This is a genomic window from Paenibacillus camerounensis (assembly GCF_000723885.1).
Classification (GTDB): Bacteria; Bacillota; Bacilli; order Paenibacillales; family Paenibacillaceae; genus Paenibacillus_AQ; species Paenibacillus_AQ camerounensis.
Genome location: NZ_CCDG010000044.1, coordinates 14,440 through 34,044 on the forward strand (window position 1 = coordinate 14,440; position 19,605 = coordinate 34,044).

A 19,605-nucleotide genomic window follows, 5' to 3' on the forward strand; every position below is an offset into this window, starting at 1 on the left:
CAGGCTGATCAAAAAAAGCACGATCCCTGCGGACCGCGCTTCTCTGTATCCATTATTCAGCCGGCAGCTTCCACCGGCCACAGGTATTTCCGCTCCAGTTCTTCAGCAGCTAAAGGCTTGCTGTAATAATACCCCTGAATATCCCGGCAGCCGCTGCCCACCAGAATGTCCAGCTGCTCCTTCGTCTCAATGCCCTCGGCAATGACCTGCATCCCGAGATGCTCCGCCATCGTCAGGATGGTGGCCACGATGGCCCGGTCATGGCTGCTGTCCGTGATGCCGCTGATAAACGAACGGTCAATCTTCACTTTATGGATGGGATACAGCTTCAGGTACCCCAGCGAGCTGTATCCGGTTCCGAAGTCATCCAGACTGATCCGGACCCCGCTTTTTACCAGATCATTTAGAATAGCACTGGCTCTGGAAGCATCCATCATCATGCTCTCGGTTATTTCCAGCTCAAGGTACTCGGGGGCCAGCCCCGTTTCGCGGAGAATGTCCCGGATGTCCTCCAGCAGGTTATATTGAAGGAACTGCTGTGAGGATAAATTAACAGCCACCGGAATGAGCGGGCCGCCCGCATCATGCCATTGCCGCATCTGCCGGCAGGCCTCCCGCAGCACAAAATTTCCAAGCTCCACGATCCGCCCGGTTACTTCAGCCGCCGGAATGAACATGCCGGGCCCGAGCAGACCTTTTACCGGATGATTCCAGCGGACAAGCGCCTCTACCCCGATGATCTGCTCCTTATCGGCCGTACGGATCTGCGGCTGGTAATGCACAGTAAATTCTCCGCGTTCCAGCCCTTTACGCAGGTCCGATTCCAGCTCCAGCTGCTCCATAATCTGACCGTTCAGGTCCTCTGAGAAAAAATGGTAATCGTTTCTGCCATTTTTTTTCACTTCATACATGGCTGTACCCGCATTTTTGAGCAGTTCCTCCGCTGTCTGCCCATGACCCGGATAGAATGAAATACCAATGCTAGCTGTAACGTAGAGATCCCGCCCCTTGAGATGCATCGGCTGTTTGATCGCTGACATCATCTGCTCGGCAATATCGGTCACATTCATTTTTTCGCGCGAGAACCGGCAGAGCAGTGCAAACTCATCGCCCTCCAGCCTTGCCAGCGTCATCCGCTCATTAAGCACATTATCCAGAATCCTGCTGCTCATCTCCTGCAGGAACAGATCGCCGTACAGATGCCCAAGGGTATCATTAATCAGCTTGAAGCGGTCAAAATCCATAACAAGCACGGCAAAAGGCTCTTGCCCTTCCTGATGATCCTCAATCGTCTGTGTCACCAGCTGGTCGAACATCCGTCGGTTCGGAAGCCCGGTCAGCTCATCATGAAAGATAAGATACCGGGTCTGCTCCTTGGCCTGCTTCTCCTCCGTGATGTCCCGGGCGATGACATATATACCTGCGACCTGCCCGTCAACCATAACCGGAGATATATTGATACTGATGTCCACCTTCTGTCCGCTTCTGTGTGTTATCGCTGTCTCATAGCTGACCCGCTCACCTGCAAGGGACTGGATGAACATATCCCTGATCGGCTGCTGATCATCTATTGTAATAATATCCAGCATGGAGGTGAGGGGCTGCTCTTTAAATTCCTTGCTGCTGATTCCCGTAATTGCAGTAGCTGCAGGATTGGAGCCGATAATACGCAGATTGAGATCAATCGAGACAATAGCATCCTGGTTATTTTCGTAGAGTGATCTGTACCATTTTTCACTGATCAGCAGCTCTGTGTCTTTTCTTGAGAAGCGCCGTGAAATATAAACTCCGATAATAGACATACCCAGAGTAAACAGTGTGCCTCCGGCAATGACGTAGGCAAGCCATTTCTGGTCCAGTACAACCCCTGTGTTAAGCCACGACCGGTTCTCCGGCTCAAAGGTTGCCCCAAGCATGCCTGTATAGTGCATCCCGACAATAGCGAGGCCCATGACCAGGGCGCTGATGAGCTTTTTCCTCTGGCCTACCGCTTTACGGTTCATCATGATTTGTGAAGACAGCCCAAGCGCAGCAATGGATGCTATCAGGGCAACGGCAAAGGACAGGGTAACATAATCCGCCCGATAAGATATGCCGATCTGCATGGCGAACATGCCAATATAATGCATACCGAAGATACCGCAAGCAAGCAATAGCCCGCTCATAAATAGCGGAATCAGCCCCCGCCTGAAGTGGCTGATAACAATCAGGGCAACCAGCGAGGCAACAACTGCCACCAGAACGGACAGCAGAACCACCATCAGGTTATAAGCAACGGCTACAGGCAGCTTCAGAGCCAGCATGCCGACAAAATGCATAGACCAGATGCCCATTCCCATGATGACCGCGCCAAATACAATCCAAAATGCACGCCGCCGGCCTTTGGATATACCCACTATGCCGGCTAACTCCAATACCGTGTAGGAGGCTGCAACAGCAATTAAATATGAAAAAAACACAAGCAGCTTGTCATGACTTCCATGCATATGCATGTGCTCCATGACCTCATCCCCCTTCAAACCATTCCAAACCAGACTGGCAATATTCTAGAATTTATACAATTTAATATTATATCGGTTAATTTGACCGGAAACCTGATAACTTCCCTGTATATTAGCAACTTTATATGAAAGCGCGGTAAGGCTGATTTATTGTGCAGGGTATGGTTTTCCGTGAAAAAAGCAGCATGGTTTCCCCGCTCCGGAGGCTTCCACGCTGCCGTATCTTTGTACTCAGATAATATTCATAACTTCACGGGCCTGTGTATCGAGCTCGCTGGCCGAGGCTGCAATAGCTGTGAACTCATGCAGGGCTACTTCAATCTGCTTCTGGCTCTCTTTCACACTTTCCTGAACATGCTCCAGTCCGTCAGACATCCGGCTGATTTCATCGGTGATGGCCTTCACGTTCTCACGCACCTCGCCTATGGAATCCTGCACCAGACCCGAAAGCTTCCGCACCTCCTTGGCGACTACATCGAAGCCCCGTCCGAATTCTCCGGCATGGGCTGCTTCAATTGCCGCATTAAGCGCCAGCAGATGTGTCTGCGAGGCAATATCGCGGATCGTCTGCACGACACCTTGAATATCAACGGCTTTATTCTGCAGATTCAACAGGATATTGGTGTTCTCATCCGATACACCTGCGATATTGTTGATGCTGAGCAGCATTTCCCGGCTCCGTTCAATTCCCTGCTCCGCCCGCCGGTTCAGTCCGTCTGCCATACCCTGCATCTGCTCAACCACGCTGTTCATATTGGTCTGCCGGTGAGTAATATTGGTCGCAACCTTGGTTACTCCAATAACATGCTGGTCGGCATCATCAAAAATAGGCATATATGTAGCTTCAAGCCAGACTGTGTTCCCTCCAGAATCCATTCGTTCAATCTTATCCTGAAAGCTGGTACCGGAAAGCAGGTTCTGCCAGAAATGTTCATAGTCCGGGCTGTCCGCAAATTCGGGAAGGCACAGCTCACGGTGATACATCCCGTACATATCCTCAGATCTGTACTTCATCGAACTGGCAAACATTTCATTGACATACGCCACTCTGCGATCCAGACCAAAGCGGATCAGGGCGAGATTTTTTTCCAGCGCTTTAACGACCAGCGCATCTGTAACTGCCTGGTCTGATACATTCTCCATTATACTGTCTCCCCGTGCGGCTCAAATTAAATTATACAGCTTTCTTAATTTCATCAGATATATTCCATATTAACAGCAAAATGGACATCATAGATTACAAGTTTGCTGAAACAGCAGTCGAATTGAAAATATAATTCACTTCTTAGGCCCGTAGTCTCCCAGCTTAAGTCCCCACACCGAATCTTTCACGTAAGCCGCCGCCTCCTGCAGGCCGGGAAGCCGCGGATCCTGCGGATAATGCTGCTCCAGATACATAACGAATACACGTCGCAGGCCGATTTCAGCATCGAGCTTGTTATATTCGTTCGGCTGCTTCTCCAGCTCCTCAATAGCCTGCTCCCATTTCTCCAAATCGTCAGGAACAGAGCGGCCTTCCGACACGCTTTCCGCAAGCCCCCGAAGTTCACGATATGCACGTTTAACTTTGGACGAATAGATCTGCTTGTGATTTAATAAGGTGAGCAGCGCCACCAGCAGCACCAGCCCTGCCCATACAATAAAGGTGTTCATTACAATCCCTCCGGCTCCAGCATGTCCCTTTCATTATACACGCCGGAACAGCAAAAAACCCCACAATCTGCGGGGTTTTTGCTGTTAGCCTGAAATGCCATTTGCTACATCTTTTTAATTATTTTATTCAGCTGCCGTTTGTCAGCCTCCTGCGAGCGTCCCAGCGCTTCCAGATCATCATGGTCAGCTTCCGCAGCCGCAAACTGGACATCCTCCAGCTTAGCTTCGTAAAGCATTTTCTGCTTGCCGGTTTTGGAGACAATGTTGGAATTCTCTCTGTCCATAACAGTTACCGCCCTCCTGGTACTAAGTATTGGATTACTGCACGTTCAAATCATACCGCCAGCCTCTTCAATGATAGATAATGCCTGGTGGTAAGAATCCGCGTCTACAATCACAGTCAGCAGAATATTTCTGCCGGTCGGCCCTCCGTCTCCGCCATGACTCATTCCGCTTGCACTGGTATGTGCAGCCGACAAAATACTCGAGTGAGCGCTTACTGCAGTCATGGAATCCATGCTGGCCAGATTGCCTGTTACCGGGTTAACAGCATTTTGCAGGCTGCCTCCGCCAAACCGGGTGAACCGGTCAATGGACATCTCGGTCACACGTAATGCCGCAAGCTTACGAGAGACCCCTTCAGCCTCTTCAGGAGCTTTAAAATAGGCGAGTATACTTTTTTCGTACAAGGAAAATCCCTGCTTTCCTCCTGATATGCCAAGCTGGCTTTTTTATTTTGGATAAAAGCTCCCTGATTTATGCGTGTTATTTATGTTTAATCTTTAGCAGCAGGAAAAATATGTTTGCGACTGGTTGCGCATTTTTCCTAGTTGTACTCTCGGATTTCCCTTCTTATATTAACCATTAATTACATAAAAGCGAAAAGGAGGTTTGTGATATTACATATAATTACATTTGTGCTACTTTTGACTCATTAAAATAGTCGCTTTTTGGAATTCAATATGTCACAAAACTTCACTCACCCTTCTCATATTAAAACATTAATTTGTATCTTATAGTTCTTTTTACCGATTTTCGCTCTGATTTCGCATGCATACATGTCATATTTTACATCATCCATGAGATTCTATTTTATGATCATCATAATTTTTAACTGGATTTTACATTTTACCAATGGTAGAATCTTCTTAATATTTTTCCTACCTGCTTGGACGGAAATAAATAATAGATTACCAGGAAGGAGAATCCTACTACTGTCTTTGGCGGGAAAAATGTAGTTGTATCAGTACACATACACATCTGGAGGGGATTACTTTTGGAGTGGAATAAACTACCTCGCAAGCTGTCAATCATCACCTTGTCACTGGGAGTGACAGCAGGCATGATTCCAGGAGCGGCCTTTGCCGCCCGCGGCTCGCAGACGCTATCATCGACTGATTCTTTTACCTCTATTACACAGACATCCAATCAGACGTATATTTCACCACAGATTAACACCAAATCTTCTAATGATGTCCGCGTTATCGTGCAATTGAGCGGCCAGCCTGCAGCAGTAGGCAAATATGCAGCCAAGCAAGGAATCTCCGCCCTCTCCAAGACAGCTACGGAAGCTGCCGTAAAGAGCCAGCAATCCGAGGTACTTGATAAAGCCGATGCTCTCGGCATTGACCTTACCGTTAACTACCAGTACAACACCGTACTGAACGGCTTCGAGATTTCCGTTCCGGCTAATGAAATTCCGAAGCTGGCCAAAATCTCCGGCGTTACCTCCATTTATCCGAACAGCACCTGGTATGCACTGCCTGATGAGACTGTTACAGAAGCCACTTACAGAAATGATAACGCTCCGCTGGAGCAGATTCATGCTGATTGGGCTGCAGATCAGGGCATTACAGGCACAGGTCTGAAGGTCGGCGTTATTGACACCGGAGTTGACTACCTGCATCCGGATATTGCCCCTGCCTATAAAGGCGGCTATGACTCCTTCTATCAGGATAATGACCCTTATGAAGAAGAACCCTTGACGAAGGAAGAGGACCCGTATAAGACGGGATATGCCGGAACCTCTCACGGTACACATGTATCGGGAACGATCATCGGACAATATGCCGCAAAAGGTGATGTTGCCCAAAAAGGAGTAGCACCTGGCGCAGAGCTCTACGCATACAAGGTTCTGGGACGCAATCTTGACGATCCAAGCACCTCTTCAGGTTCGTCCGCCCAGGTTATCGACGGGATTGAGCATGCTGTTAAGGACGGCATGGATGTCATCAACCTGTCTCTCGGCTCGGACTCCGAAAAGGATGTGAATTCTCCCGACTCAATCGCGATTAATAACGCAGTGCTCTCAGGAGTTGTAGCCGTTATTGCCAACGGTAACAACGGGGAAGCGGGCTATTTCTCGCTTGGATCACCTGCAGCTGCGCAGCTGGCCATTTCAGTTGGCGCTGTAACCAGCCCAATCAAAGCATTCTCAGGCGGATTTAAAGCGGAAATTGCAAATTCGGTAACTACTGTTACTTATTCTGAGTATTACGATTTCCATGTAATGGCTTACGAGCTCGGAAATTATAATTTTACCGATATTATCGGTACCGAGCCGGTTGAAGTCGTATACGCTGACCTGGGTACGGAAGACGATTATCCGGAACGTGACATCTCCGGCTCTATTGTCCTGCTGTCCCGCGGTGATCTGGCCTTTGTCGATAAAATCGCTATCGCTAAAGAGCACGGGGCTAAGGCTGTTGTAATCTTTAACGGTAATGCTGCTAACTCAGAGGCTATTCTTTCTGAGAGCATCAAAGACCGCGACGGATTCATCGGCAGTAACCTCGGTGACGGATATGACTATATTCCAACCTTTGATATCGAAGGCTCCAAGGGCCGTGCACTGGCCAAAGCCATCCTTGCGAATGACGGTAAGCCTGTCTACTTCACCTTCGGGGATGAGTATAAGCAGACGATGACTGCAGGTGATGAAATAACCTACTTCTCCTCCATGGGTCCTAACGTGGACGGAAACCTCAGCATCAAGCCTGATATTGTCGCTCCTGGTGACGGTGTATTGTCGACCTATCCGGCCTATGGCGGAGATTACACCCAAGCATACCACCGCAGCAGCGGTACCAGTATGGCTACTCCGCACGTTGCGGGCTTGTCACTTCTGATCAAACAGGCACATCCGGATTACACACCGTTTGATGTCCGTGCCGCCCTGGCCAATACTGCAGACCAGCTCCTTTACAAAGGCGCTCCAGAGGATCTGTATATTCAAGGTCCAGGCCGGGCAAATGTTGAGAATGCCATCAAGACACCGGCACTGCTTCTGGCCGTAGAACCCATTACGATCCTTGACAAAAATTACGCGGCACAGAATATTACCAATTATAATCCTTCCACCAGCTTTGGAACTCTGTTGCCTGGTGCAACTGCATCCAGAGAACTGCAGCTTAAGAACGTCAGCAACAGCGGAGTTGATTACACCGCCTCTGTAGTCTGGAACTACGACGATCTTGAGAATGTAACTGCAACACTGGATAAAGCAACCGTGACAGCTGCTGCCTACGGCACTTCCAATTTCAATCTGACTGTTAGCGTTGCAGCTGATACTGAACCGCAGATGCTGCAAGGTAATGTTGTTCTGGAAGCACCGGGTCAGCCTACCCTGCACTTGCCGTTCGCTATTAACGTTGATGAAACTACAGATCAGCCTGACTGGGGTACAGGTATCCAGGAAGCTGAGATCACAACACCGGTTGTTTATAACAACTCCGGTACTGTCCTCAACTACAAGCTGAAGGCAGAAGACATCAACTATTATGAAGTAGATCTGGTTGGCATGGACGATAAGACCAAAGGCTACTACCAGATTGCCGCTACTGACTCCCCTGATAAATATTTCGAACCGGGTGATTATTCCACTGTTATCAGTGCCACTTATCATCCTTATGACAGTGAAGGAGATCCAATTGTAGATGCTAACGGCAATCCGGCTGTTGCTTATCTGACAGAAGGGGTGTACAAGCTCCAGGTGCTGGGTATCAACGCTGAGGATAATTCCAAGCTGCCTATCAAGATTGACCAGTACAATGATGATTTCTACACTACCTACACCTCATTCCGCTTTATTAACCAGCCGGCTCCAAGCTCAGGAAACGGAGGCAATAACGGCGGCGGCGGTATAGTAACACCAGTAACTCCGGCTGCTCCGGCTGCTGCTGCACTGATTGAAGAAGGTACAACTTCGGTTACTCTGACTCCGACGACAACATCTAAGGACAGTGTAACAACAGTAACAGTGACTGACTCAGCCCTGACTGCAGCGCTGGCTAATGCTGCTGCTTCCAAAACAGCTGTAGTGCTCTCATTGCCTGCCACAACAGACACAGCAGTTGAACTGAGCCTGACTGCAGCACAGGTAACCCAGCTGGCAGGTATTCATGCCGACAGCACCTTTGTAGTTACAGCCAACGGTTCTGCTGTCGCTCTGCCGGTATCCCTGCTGAAGTCAGCACCTGCAGGCCAGAACTTCAACCTTGACATCAAGCAGGCTCCTGAAGCCGCAAGCAGATTGACTTCCGGCATTGCCGGTTCAACAGTAATCGGAACTCCGGTTACGTATGAAGCATCTTGGTCTACTGCTACAGGCAGCACCTACTTGAATACACCAACCAACCTCTTCATTAAGAGATCCTTTACTGTACCAGGCGCCATTCAGCCGAATACTGCAGGTGTTCTCTTTGAAGATAACGGCGTTGTAACGCCAGTTGCTTCGGTGTTCACACCACAGGCAGACGGAAAAACAATTGTTACCGTAAGCCGTCCAGGTTTCTCAACGTATGCCGCAGTCAGCAAGCCTGCCGCAGCATTCACAGATATCACTGCTTCATCATCAGCTGAAGCTATTCAGACTCTGGCTAACAAGCTGATCATCCAGGGCACTTCGGCAACAACCTTCTCACCGAAGAGCAGCCTGACCCGTGCGGAATTCACCGCTCTCTTGACCCGTGCACTCGGACTGCGTACAGACGCCAGTGTTACCTTCACTGATGTAAGCTCCACTGCATGGTATGCCCAGGATGTGGCTGCCGCTTCCAAAGCCGGTCTGATTCTTGGCATCGGCAACGGGAAATTTGCGCCAACCCAGAATGTAACCCGCCAGGAGCTGGCAGTTATTCTGGATAGAGCACTCAAATTAACCGGAACTGAATTGAAGAGCACAAATCCTTCCTTCACAACGTATACAGACAGCGCAAAAGTTGCTCCTTACGCGAAGGATAGCCTGCAAACCCTGTCTTCAGCCGGTATCATCGGCAGCGATACAGGCTCCAGCTTCAACCCGGTTGCTCCGGCAACCCGTGAAGCAGCTGCTGGCGCTCTGTACCAGCTTCTTAACAAGATCGGCCTGATCGAGTAGGGAAATCTATATAGACTGCTGCCAGCCTCTAAAGAGGCTGACAGCAGCCTGCAATGCAAAAGGATCGTGCAGCGGCCAACCGGCCCTGCACGATCCTTTTTGTATGCACTTCTATCAAAAAATCCCCGGCTCCGCGTCAATAAGCGGGGCCGGGGATTCGTTCAGGCTCATTTCCAAAACTTAGTCACCGCGAAAGGCACGCTTTACACGGTCAAAGAAGGATTGCTCCTGCTCATGCGTATTCTCGCCGTTGTGGGAAGCGAACTGGCGAAGCAGATCCTTCTGCTCTTCGCTTAGCTTGCTTGGCGTTACAACGACTACCCGCACATGCTGGTCGCCAGTGCCGCTGCCGCGCAGGTGAGGAACCCCTTTGCCTCTGAGGCGGAAGAAGGTGCCTGTCTGTGTTCCCGCAGGAATCTTTAGCTTCACCTTTTCAGTCAGGGTAGGAATTTCAATCTCATCACCAAGCGCCGCCTGGGCGAAGGTCAGCGGAACCTCGCACATGATATCATCGTTCTCGCGCACGAAGAACTCATGGTTCTTCACGCGGATAACAATATACAGGTCTCCGGCAGGGCCGCCGCGTGTACCGCCCTCGCCTTCACCGGTCATGCGCAGCTGCGCGCCGTCATCTACGCCGGCTGGTATACGTACGTGAATCTTGCGCTGCTTCTTGACCTTGCCCTGGCCTGCGCAGGTCGAACATTTCTCTTTAATAATTTTGCCTGTGCCGCTGCAATGGGAGCAGGGACGGCGGTTGCGCATCTGTCCAAGCGGGGTATTCTGTACGAATTCCTGCTGGCCGCTGCCATGGCAGACGGAGCAGGTCTCCGGCTTCGTGCCCGGCTTAGCCCCGGAGCCAAAGCAGGTATCGCAGGACTCCGTACGCGGAATCGTAATATCGGTCTCTTTGCCGAATACCGCTTCCTTGAATTCAATGGTCATCGTATACTGCAAATCACCGCCGCGCTGCGGCGCGTTCGGATCACGGCGTCCGCCGCCTCCGCCGAAGAACATATCGAAGATATCTCCGAGGCCGCCGCCGAAATCTCCGCCGCCAAAGCCGCCGCCCATACCCTGATTAGGATCGATATGACCATACTGGTCATATCGGGCCCGCTGCTGGCCGTCGCTCAGCACGTCGTAAGCTTCCTTCACTTCCTTGAACTTGGCTTCAGCATCACTGGCCTTGTTAACGTCCGGGTGATACTGGCGCGCCAGCTTACGGTAGGCCTTCTTTATTTCATCGTCAGATGCATCTCTCCCGAGACCCAGCACCTCATAAAAATCGCGTTTATCTGCCACTGCTTTCACCTCCGTACATCAGTACTCAATTCCCCTGTAACATGTCAAGTAGAAACGACTTTACCGTCCTAAACAGGGCGGTATCCGTTTCTGCGAGAAATATAAGAATTATTTATAGCGTAAAACATATAAATTCTTACATTTTAAAAGGAAAGCCAAAACACGGGATGCCCCGGTCTTGACCTTCCCCTCGTACAGAATAAACTTATCGTTTAAGGTTACCCTTGATTCTTCTCGTCGTCAACAACCTCATAGTCAGCGTCAACAACATTATCCTTTTTAGCGCCTTCCGGAGCCCCTTCAGCACCTTGCTGCTCTTGTGCAGCCTGTTCATACAGCTTCACGGACAGCTGCTGTACAATCTCGTTCAGCGCTTCTGTAGCCGCGTTGATTTCTTCGAGATTGTCGGTTTCCAAAACTGCCTTTACCTTGTCCTTTGCAGCATTGGCTTTTTCGATTTCGGAAGCATCTACTTTATCGCCAAGATCCTTGATGACTTTATCTGTGGAATACACGAGCTGGTCAGCGTTGTTCTTCGCTTCAACCAGTTCTTTACGCTTGCGGTCTTCCTCAGCGTGCAGCTCGGCATCCTTCATCATCTGTTCAACTTCAGCATCGCTCAGGCCGCTGGAAGAAGTGATCGTGATCTTCTGGCTCTTGTTCGTGCCTTTGTCTGTTGCCGATACGTTAACGATACCGTTGGCATCAATGTCAAAGGTAACCTCGATCTGAGGTACACCGCGCGGTGCCGGCGGGATCTCGTTCAGCATAAAGCGGCCGAGAGTCTTATTGCCGTTCGCCATTTGGCGTTCACCCTGCAATACGTGAATTTCCACGCTTGGCTGGTTATCGGCAAAGGTCGAGAAGACCTGGGATTTACTTGTAGGAATAGTAGTGTTACGCTCAATCATCTTCGTGAACACGCCGCCTGCAGTTTCAATACCGAGGGACAGCGGGGTTACATCGAGCAGTACCACGTCTTTAACATCACCAGTCAATACGCCCGCCTGAACAGCAGCGCCCAGGGCTACTACTTCGTCCGGGTTAACGCCTTTGTGCGGGTCTTTGCCTGTAAGCTTCTTGATCGCATCCTGTACGGCAGGAATACGCGTGGAACCGCCGACAAGCACAATTCTGTTCAGGTCAGCAGGAGTCATGCCTGCATCGCTCAGCGCCTGGCGGGTAGGACCCAGTGTGCGTTCTACCAGCTCTGCAGTCAGCTCGTCGAACTTAGCACGGGTAAGGTTAACTTCCAAGTGCTGAGGCACGCCGTCAACAACCGTGATGAACGGAAGCGATACCGTTGTAGTCAGGACACCGGACAATTCTTTTTTCGCTTTTTCTGCAGCATCCTTCAGACGTTGTACAGCAGCTTTGTCCTTGCTCAGGTCAATGCCCTGCTCCTTCTTGAATTCAGCTACAAGATAGTCCATAACAACCTGGTCAAAGTCGTCGCCGCCCAGACGGTTGTCACCGCTGGTAGCCTTAACCTCGAAGAAGCCGTCGCCCAGTTCAAGGATCGATACGTCAAATGTACCGCCGCCCAGGTCATATACCAGAATGGTCTGATCTTCGGATTTCTCAAGGCCGTATGCCAGAGCTGCCGCAGTCGGCTCGTTCACGATACGCAGCACTTCAAGGCCTGCAATTTTACCGGCGTCCTTAGTCGCTTGACGCTGGCTGTCATTAAAGTATGCCGGAACAGTAATAACCGCCTGGGTAACAGTCTGTCCCAGATAAGCTTCAGCATCGGATTTCAGCTTCTGCAGAATCATGGCCGAGATCTCTTGTGCAGAGTAGTCTTTACCGTCGATGCTTTCTTTGTGGCCCGTACCCATATGACGCTTAATAGAAGCGATGGTACGGTCAGGATTCGTAATAGCCTGGCGTTTTGCTGTTTCGCCGACGATGCGCTCGCCGTCTTTCTTGAAGCCTACAACCGATGGGGTTGTACGCGCGCCTTCCGGATTCGGAATAACGACGGCTTCGCCGCCTTCCATAACGGCAACGCAAGAGTTGGTGGTTCCAAGGTCAATCCCGATAACTTTACTCACTGTAATGTGCCTCCTCAAAAATGGTTATGGAGCAATGCTCCTGCATATTTATCATTAGGTTGGTTGAACTTAAATTTAGAAGAAATATATAGACAGACTACATGCTGACTTTGACCATGGCCGGACGAAGAACCTTATCCTTCAGGAGATAGCCCTTCTGGACCTCTTCCGTCACGATGCCTTCCTCGTGCTCCTCGCTCTCAACCTGCATAATCGCCTGATGATATTCAGGGTTGAATGGCTGCCCTACTGTTTCCATCGCTGTGAGGCCCTCAGACTTCAATACACCTTCGAGCTGACGGAAAATCATGTTGATGCCTTTGGTAAAAGCCTCGGATTCGGCATTGCCCGGAGCAGTAACCAGTGCACGCTCAAAATTATCGAGTACCGGAAGCAGCTCAGTAACGAGCTTGGAGGTAGCATACTGTGCCAGCTCTTCCTTCTCCTTCTGCGTACGGCGGCGGAAGTTATCGAAATCAGCCTGTACACGCAGTGTGCGGGCCTGTGCCTCTTCTGCCAGCTCCTGGAGGCGCTTCACAGCTTCACCGCCGCCTGAAGCCTCCTCGAAGTCTGCCGTGTTCTCTACTGCGGCTTCAGCCTCATCGGCTGCCAGTGTTTCATTTACCGCTTCGTCTTTCAGTTCATTCGGTTCTTGCACCTGTTCCTCTTTCAAGTTGTCTTCACCTCCTTCATATTATTCACGCAAATCAATTACACTCTGTTCACTTATACCAGTGTGCCAGCATCGCTGTCAAATCCCGGGATAAAATTCCGAGGATACCCATCACACGGGCGTATTCCATCCGGGTCGGACCCAAAATGCCGATACTGCCCAGTGCCTTGCCGTCCAGTGAATAAGTAGCTGTGATCAAGCTGCAGTGGGCAAAGGCTTCATGCTTATTCTCCGTCCCGATACGGACCTGTATTCCGGTTCCGCCGGATACGGGGGACAGCATCTTCAGCAGCGTCGGCGTCTCTTCGAGCAGATCAAGGATCGTCTTGACCTTGTCGACATCCTTGAACTCCGGCTGGGTCAGCATATTCGCCGCCCCGCTCAGATAGATGCGCTGGTCATGATCGCTTTCGAGCGCCTGGTCAAGCACCTGCATTAATTCTTCATAGTGGGAGATATGACGCTGCATTTCCTCACCCAGCTCGGAATACAGCTGGCTCTTCAGCTTGTAGAGCGGCACATTCACCAGCTTGCTGTTAAGCAGATTGACAACCTTCTCCATTTCGGAGAGCGAAATCTCCGGCGGAATCTGAACTGTACGGTTCTCTACCTGACCAGTGCTGGTAACAATAATAGCCACGGCGTTATTGCCGTCAAGCGGAAGCAGCTGAAAATGGCGCAATGAAGTATGAAAAACCTCCGGTCCCAGAAGGATGGAAGTGTAATTCGTCATATTGGAAAGAATCATGGCCGCATGCTGGATAACCTGCTCGGTAGCATTCAGCTTCTCAGCGAAAAAAGCGCGAATCGTGCCCATTTCTGCTGTTCCTGCGGAATTCCACGGCACCAGATGGTCCACATAATAACGGTAGCCTTTATGAGAAGGAATTCTTCCAGCCGATGTATGCGGCTGCTCCAGATAACCTAACTCCTCCAGATCGGCCATTTCATTACGGATAGTTGCCGGGCTATAGCCCACATCGCCCCGTTTGGAGATGCTGCGTGAGCCTATCGGCTCAGCAGAAGATATATAATCATCTACAATAGCATTGAGGATCATTCTCTGGCGTTCAGTTAACATGTTATTCCCTCCTATCGGCTGCGGCTCCGATTCGTTAGCACTCTACTCAGATGAGTGCTAACCACTAATACAAAAATACCAAACTGACCTCAGCGTTGTCAAGTCAGTTTCACTGCGGATTTGGATTATGGGCGCAGCCTTATTTAAATCCCATAGTCCGGGAATTTCTGCAACCTCCATCTTCAACTATCGTCTGAATATAGTAGGAAAGGGGTTAAGCCACATGAAATGGAAAAGATCCATATCGATTATCCTGCTTGTTATGCTGCTTCTTGCCGGCGCTGCTTTGTTTTATGAGAGAAAGACTGGCAGAGAGGATAACTGCTTTTACGGTGAAGTGGATTACATCTCTGTATTGCAATGGGATGGTGTTGTCTATCAGGAGGATTATGCCAGTCCAGCCAGGGAGCAGCTCAAAGGTAAACGGCTGGGGGAAATCTCTTACCGTAAAGCCGATCATCAGTGTCCGCGGGATGAGATGCTTAACGGCGATTCCACTCTGCTTGAGACCGGTACAGCGCTGTATGAGGTAACCGGGTATAAGGCTTCCGCCCGCCTATGGGCAGGCGACAGGCTGTTTATAGCCCACAGCAATCCGGAAGCCGTGACCCTGAACGATCTGCTTGATATCTCTGGTAAAATTACAGCGGTCCGCTTCATCAGCGGAATGGACGGAACCACCCGTCTGATGGACTTCACACCGGAGGCTGCCGGGCTTTTTATAGAAGAGTATCCCAAATCGGAATACATTCCGTTTGATCAGCTATATAAGGATACTAAAGGCTGGGTCGGCGATAAATACTGGCTCGAAATCGAGCTGAAGGACGGCTCCGCCTTGACCATCGTTTATAATACGCTGTCCCGATCCTTTAATCCTCCAGCTTACGCCACCCCGGAGCTTGCCGGGCTTATAGAGCAGCAGCGCAAGCTGATCTATGCCAAGTAAACTTATAAAAAAGCCGCTGCTCCCAGGAATAGCTCTCCTGACAGACAGCGGCTTATATTGTTACACGGCAGAATTCGGCTGCCTGATTAATCCAATCTCTTCATCACTGCAATTTCATCGCAGGCATGCTGCTTCTTGCAGTTAACACAATCCGTCCAGACCTTCTCGGGGAAAATCTCCTTCTCCACCACAGTGAATCCGTTTCTGAGAAAGAAATCGACTGCATACGTCAGCGCCATAATCTTAGGAATGCCTTGGCGTCTTGCTTCTTCAGTCAGCTTCTCCAAAATCATCGAACCGACACCCTTACCCTTGCCTTCATCGCGCAAGCCGATTGAACGGACTTCAACTAGATCATTTCCAAGTCTAAACAACGAGCCGCAGCCCACGAACATACCGTCAATTTCAGCGATGACGAACTGGTCGATCTGGCGGGTCAGTGCCTGCCTGGAACGGGGGAGCATAATTCCGCGCTGGGCGTACTCCTCTATCATTAAGTACAGCGGCTCCACATCCTCCACCGTAGCAATTCTGCATATTACCTTAGATTCTCCCGCAGGAGCCGACTGGCGGATCATTTCCGTCTTGACAAGCACTATAACTCACCCCTCGTTGTTAATATGAATAAATATACAACATGGTGAATTACAATTCAAGGGGTATTCTAAAATTAAACCTCTGTTAAAAGTCCGACAAATTCTCCAAAAACATCATTGCCGAACAGGATTCCCTGCTTGCTCAGCCGGTAGGTTCCATCCGTCTGCTCCAGCAGTCCGGCATGCAGCAATTTATGCAGTGACGCACCAAAAATATCCTCCAGCGTCTTGCCGAACTGTGCCTGGAATGCAATGCCTGATACCCCGGCGCGCATACGCAGGCCGACCATCATAAAGTCCTCCATCGCCTCCTGCTCCGTAATTTCAAAGGAGTCCAGACGCGGCAGCCCGCTGCGCGAAGCTTCATTATAGGGATTCACACCCTTGATATTAATATGCCGCTGACGCTTAACATATCCGTGAGCCCCTGCACCAAGGCCGTAATAATCTTCGTTACGCCAGTACGTTACATTATGACGGCTCTCCATGCCCGGCTTGGCAAAATTACTGATCTCATACTGGATATAACCCGCTTTCTCCATTTCAGACATGAGCAGCAGGTACATTTCCAGCTCATCCTCTTCGCTGGGCAACGGCAGCTTATTTTTATTGAATAGGGTATGGAAAAGCGTATTCTCCTCTACCTTCAGGCTGTAGATTGAATAATGGGGCAGATTCAGCTCCAGCGCTTTGCGGATACTCTCTTTAAGCATGTCCACGGTCTGGTTCGGCAGCCCGAACATCAGATCAACAGACAGGTTATCCAGCCCTACGCTGCGCGCATTCTCCAGACTGCGGTAGACATCATCCACATTGTGAATACGTCCAATCCCGCTCAGCAGCTCATTCTGGAATGCCTGAACGCCGAAGCTGACCCGGTTAACTCCGCCTTCTTTCATTACTGTAAGCTTCTCGATGTCCGTTGTGCCCGGGTTAGCCTCCATCGAGAATTCAATATTGTCATCCCATTGCGGGAAATGCTTGCGGACCGACGCCAGGAAATAGGCCATTTCATCGGGCTTGAGCATGGTCGGCGTTCCCCCGCCGACAAAGATCGTCTTAATCACACCCGGCGGAGTCTGCTGTACGGTCAGCTCCATTTCGCGGTCAAGCGCATGCAGATACTCCATCACCGGCTGGTCCTTCAGGACATAGGAATTGAAATCACAGTAAAAGCATTTATTCGTACAAAACGGAATATGAATGTACACGGCCTCAGGGGGACGGCCATTGTTATGAGCTGTCATAGCTGTCTCCTTTAAATGTTAATAGTGTCTGCATATATAGCCAGAAAAGGGAAGCCGTCAGGCTCCCCTTCAGTGTCTCATTGCTGATTCATTAGTGCACTCCGCAGCCGGGAGTCCCTATAACCTCTTTACTCGTCGATCTTCAGAACCGCCATGAACGCTTCCTGCGGCACCTCTACACTGCCGACCTGCTTCATGCGCTTCTTCCCTTCCTTCTGCTTCTCCAGCAGCTTCCGCTTACGCGAAATGTCACCGCCGTAGCATTTGGCCAGGACGTTCTTGCGCATCGCCTTAACGGTCTCACGGGCGACAACCTTGGTTCCGACCGATGCCTGGATCGGCACCTCGAACATTTGCCGTGGAATGATACCGCGCAGCTTCTCACAGATAATGCGGCCGCGGTTATAGGCGCGGTCACGGTGGACGATGAATGACAGGGCATCAACCTGCTCGTTGTTCAGGAGAATATCCATCTTCACCAGATTGGACTGGCGGTAGCCGGAAATCTCATAGTCGAAGGAAGCATAGCCCTTCGTGCCTGATTTCAGCTGGTCAAAGAAATCATATACGATTTCCGATAGAGGAATCTGATAAGTAATGGTTACCCGGTTGGTATCCAGATACTCCATATTCACGAATTCTCCGCGCTTATTCTGACAAAGCTCCATTACAGTACCTACATAATCATTCGGTACAATGACCGCAGCTTTGACATACGGCTCTTCCACGTAATCAATGGTACCGATCTCCGGATAGTTCGACGGGTTGTCGATCTGCAGCATTTCGCCGTTGGTCAGCATAATCCGGTAAATAACGCTTGGGGCAGTCGTAATCAGCGGGAGATTGAACTCGCGCTCAATGCGCTCCTGGATAATCTCCATGTGCAGCAGCCCAAGGAATCCGCAGCGGAAGCCGAAGCCCAGGGCGCTTGAACTTTCCGGCTCGAAGCTTAGCGACGCGTCATTCAGCTGGAGCTTCTCAAGCGCTTCACGCAGATCATTGTAATCCGAGGTTTCAATCGGATACAGACCGCAATATACCATCGGATTGATCTTGCGGTAACCCGGCAGCGGCTCCGGTGTCGGATTCTTTGCGTCCGTTACCGTATCCCCGACACGGGTATCCCCGACATGCTTGATACCGGCAACGATGAAGCCTACATCCCCGATGTTAAGCTCGTCCACAATCGTCATACGCGGCATGAAGGAACCGACTTCGATAACCTCGAATACTTTTTCAGTAGCCATCATTTTGATCTTTGATCCGGCTCGGATCTTACCGTCGATAACGCGGACATAGACGATAACGCCCTTGTACGGATCGTAATGGGAGTCAAATATCAGCGCCTTCAGCGGATCTTCGGCAGTACCGGTAGGAGCCGGAACTTGTTTCACTACCTGCTCCAGAATTTCCTTAATCCCGATGCCCGCTTTGGCTGAAGCAAGCACAGCCTCACTGGCGTCTAGTCCGATTACATCCTCAATCTCCTGCTTGACCCGCTCCGGGTCGGCACTCGGCAGGTCAATCTTGTTAATGACCGGCAGAATCTCCAGATTGTTATCCAGCGCAAGGTATACGTTAGCCAGTGTCTGCGCTTCAATCCCCTGGGCAGCATCAACAACCAGCAGTGCTCCTTCACAGGCAGCAAGGCTTCGGGAGACCTCATAAGTGAAGTCGACGTGTCCCGGAGTATCAATCAGGTTGAGCAAATACTCCTGGCCGTCATCAGCCTTGTAAGTCAGGCGTACAGCCTGCAGCTTAATGGTGATCCCGCGTTCACGCTCCAGATCCATCTGATCCAGCACCTGCTCCTGCATTTCGCGTGAGCTGAGTGCGCCCGTATATTCAAGAATACGGTCGGCCAGAGTCGATTTACCATGGTCTATATGTGCAATAATCGAGAAATTGCGGATTTGTTGTTGTCTTTTCTGAACGTCAGTCATTCCTTACCCCCACAGACAGCCTTATGTTAATCCACTCATTATACCAGTACGCGCTTCCCCCATCAATCCCGTTCAGCCCGGAAAGTAAAGAAAGCCGCGCACAGCTCCGCGATAAGCATTGCGGCTATGCAACAAATGACAAGCAGAAACGGCTATGCCGTCCTTCAGAGAAGGCGGTAACCGTTCCTGCGAGAAAGATAAGGATTATGGATAGCGTAAAACATATAAA

General features: G+C 50.4%; 14 protein-coding genes. 2 read left to right on the forward strand and 12 right to left on the reverse strand.

Annotation, left to right across the window (positions count from 1 at the left end; all coding sequences use genetic code 11):
- Positions 1-56 precede the first annotated feature (56 nt).
- The 5 genes from BN3772_RS17040 to BN3772_RS17060 form a co-directional block, all read right to left on the reverse strand.
- Positions 57-2,501 (reverse strand): EAL domain-containing protein, encoded by a 2,445-nt coding sequence (locus tag BN3772_RS17040; protein ID WP_042200945.1) that lies wholly within the window; start codon positions 2,499-2,501, stop codon positions 57-59.
- A gap of 231 nt (positions 2,502-2,732) precedes the next feature.
- On the reverse strand, positions 2,733-3,644 hold the full coding sequence (locus tag BN3772_RS31550) for a methyl-accepting chemotaxis protein (protein ID WP_042200947.1): 912 nt from the start codon (positions 3,642-3,644) through the stop codon (positions 2,733-2,735).
- 135 nt (positions 3,645-3,779) lie between these two features.
- Positions 3,780-4,154: a hypothetical protein gene (locus tag BN3772_RS17050; protein WP_042200949.1), complete on the reverse strand. Its 375-nt coding sequence runs from the start codon at positions 4,152-4,154 to the stop codon at positions 3,780-3,782.
- Positions 4,155-4,258: 104 nt separating this feature from the next.
- Positions 4,259-4,438 carry a YfhD family protein gene (locus BN3772_RS17055; RefSeq protein WP_042200950.1) on the reverse strand — a complete coding sequence of 60 codons (180 nt, stop codon included), beginning with the start codon at positions 4,436-4,438 and terminating at the stop codon, positions 4,259-4,261.
- Positions 4,439-4,483: 45 nt separating this feature from the next.
- Entirely contained in the window at positions 4,484-4,843 is a 360-nt protein-coding gene (locus BN3772_RS17060) for a hypothetical protein (RefSeq protein WP_042200952.1), read from the reverse strand.
- 587 nt (positions 4,844-5,430) lie between these two features.
- On the opposite strand from BN3772_RS17060, the gene BN3772_RS17065 reads away from it, so the two are divergent.
- Entirely contained in the window at positions 5,431-9,531 is a 4,101-nt protein-coding gene (locus tag BN3772_RS17065) for a S8 family serine peptidase (protein ID WP_042200953.1), read from the forward strand.
- A gap of 180 nt (positions 9,532-9,711) precedes the next feature.
- On the opposite strand, the gene dnaJ is transcribed toward BN3772_RS17065, so the two are convergent.
- The 4 genes from dnaJ to hrcA form a co-directional block, all read right to left on the reverse strand.
- Positions 9,712-10,836 (reverse strand): molecular chaperone DnaJ, encoded by a 1,125-nt coding sequence (gene dnaJ / locus BN3772_RS17070; protein ID WP_042200954.1) that lies wholly within the window; start codon positions 10,834-10,836, stop codon positions 9,712-9,714.
- A gap of 218 nt (positions 10,837-11,054) precedes the next feature.
- Positions 11,055-12,890, reverse strand: coding sequence for a molecular chaperone DnaK (gene dnaK / locus BN3772_RS17075; RefSeq protein ID WP_042200956.1), 1,836 nt, complete (start codon positions 12,888-12,890; stop codon positions 11,055-11,057).
- A 97-nt stretch (positions 12,891-12,987) separates the two neighbouring features.
- On the reverse strand, positions 12,988-13,563 hold the full coding sequence (grpE, locus tag BN3772_RS17080) for a nucleotide exchange factor GrpE (protein ID WP_042200958.1): 576 nt from the start codon (positions 13,561-13,563) through the stop codon (positions 12,988-12,990).
- 49 nt (positions 13,564-13,612) lie between these two features.
- Positions 13,613-14,644 (reverse strand): heat-inducible transcriptional repressor HrcA, encoded by a 1,032-nt coding sequence (gene hrcA / locus BN3772_RS17085; protein WP_042200960.1) that lies wholly within the window; start codon positions 14,642-14,644, stop codon positions 13,613-13,615.
- A gap of 223 nt (positions 14,645-14,867) precedes the next feature.
- On the opposite strand from hrcA, the gene BN3772_RS17090 reads away from it, so the two are divergent.
- Positions 14,868-15,590, forward strand: a complete 723-nt coding sequence (locus tag BN3772_RS17090; RefSeq protein WP_052380553.1) for a hypothetical protein — start codon at positions 14,868-14,870, stop codon at positions 15,588-15,590.
- 86 nt (positions 15,591-15,676) lie between these two features.
- Here BN3772_RS17090 and BN3772_RS17095 read toward each other — a convergent pair whose 3' ends face one another.
- The 3 genes from BN3772_RS17095 to lepA form a co-directional block, all read right to left on the reverse strand.
- Complete coding sequence (locus BN3772_RS17095; protein ID WP_042183115.1) at positions 15,677-16,168, reverse strand: N-acetyltransferase; 492 nt, start codon at positions 16,166-16,168, stop codon at positions 15,677-15,679.
- Between the two features lie 92 nt (positions 16,169-16,260).
- The gene (gene hemW / locus BN3772_RS17100) at positions 16,261-17,433 is read right to left on the reverse strand and encodes a radical SAM family heme chaperone HemW (protein ID WP_042200961.1); all 1,173 of its coding nucleotides are present in this window, start codon (positions 17,431-17,433) and stop codon (positions 16,261-16,263) included.
- 128 nt (positions 17,434-17,561) lie between these two features.
- The gene (gene lepA, locus BN3772_RS17105) at positions 17,562-19,376 is read right to left on the reverse strand and encodes a translation elongation factor 4 (RefSeq protein WP_039876177.1); all 1,815 of its coding nucleotides are present in this window, start codon (positions 19,374-19,376) and stop codon (positions 17,562-17,564) included.
- Positions 19,377-19,605: the final 229 nt, after the last annotated feature.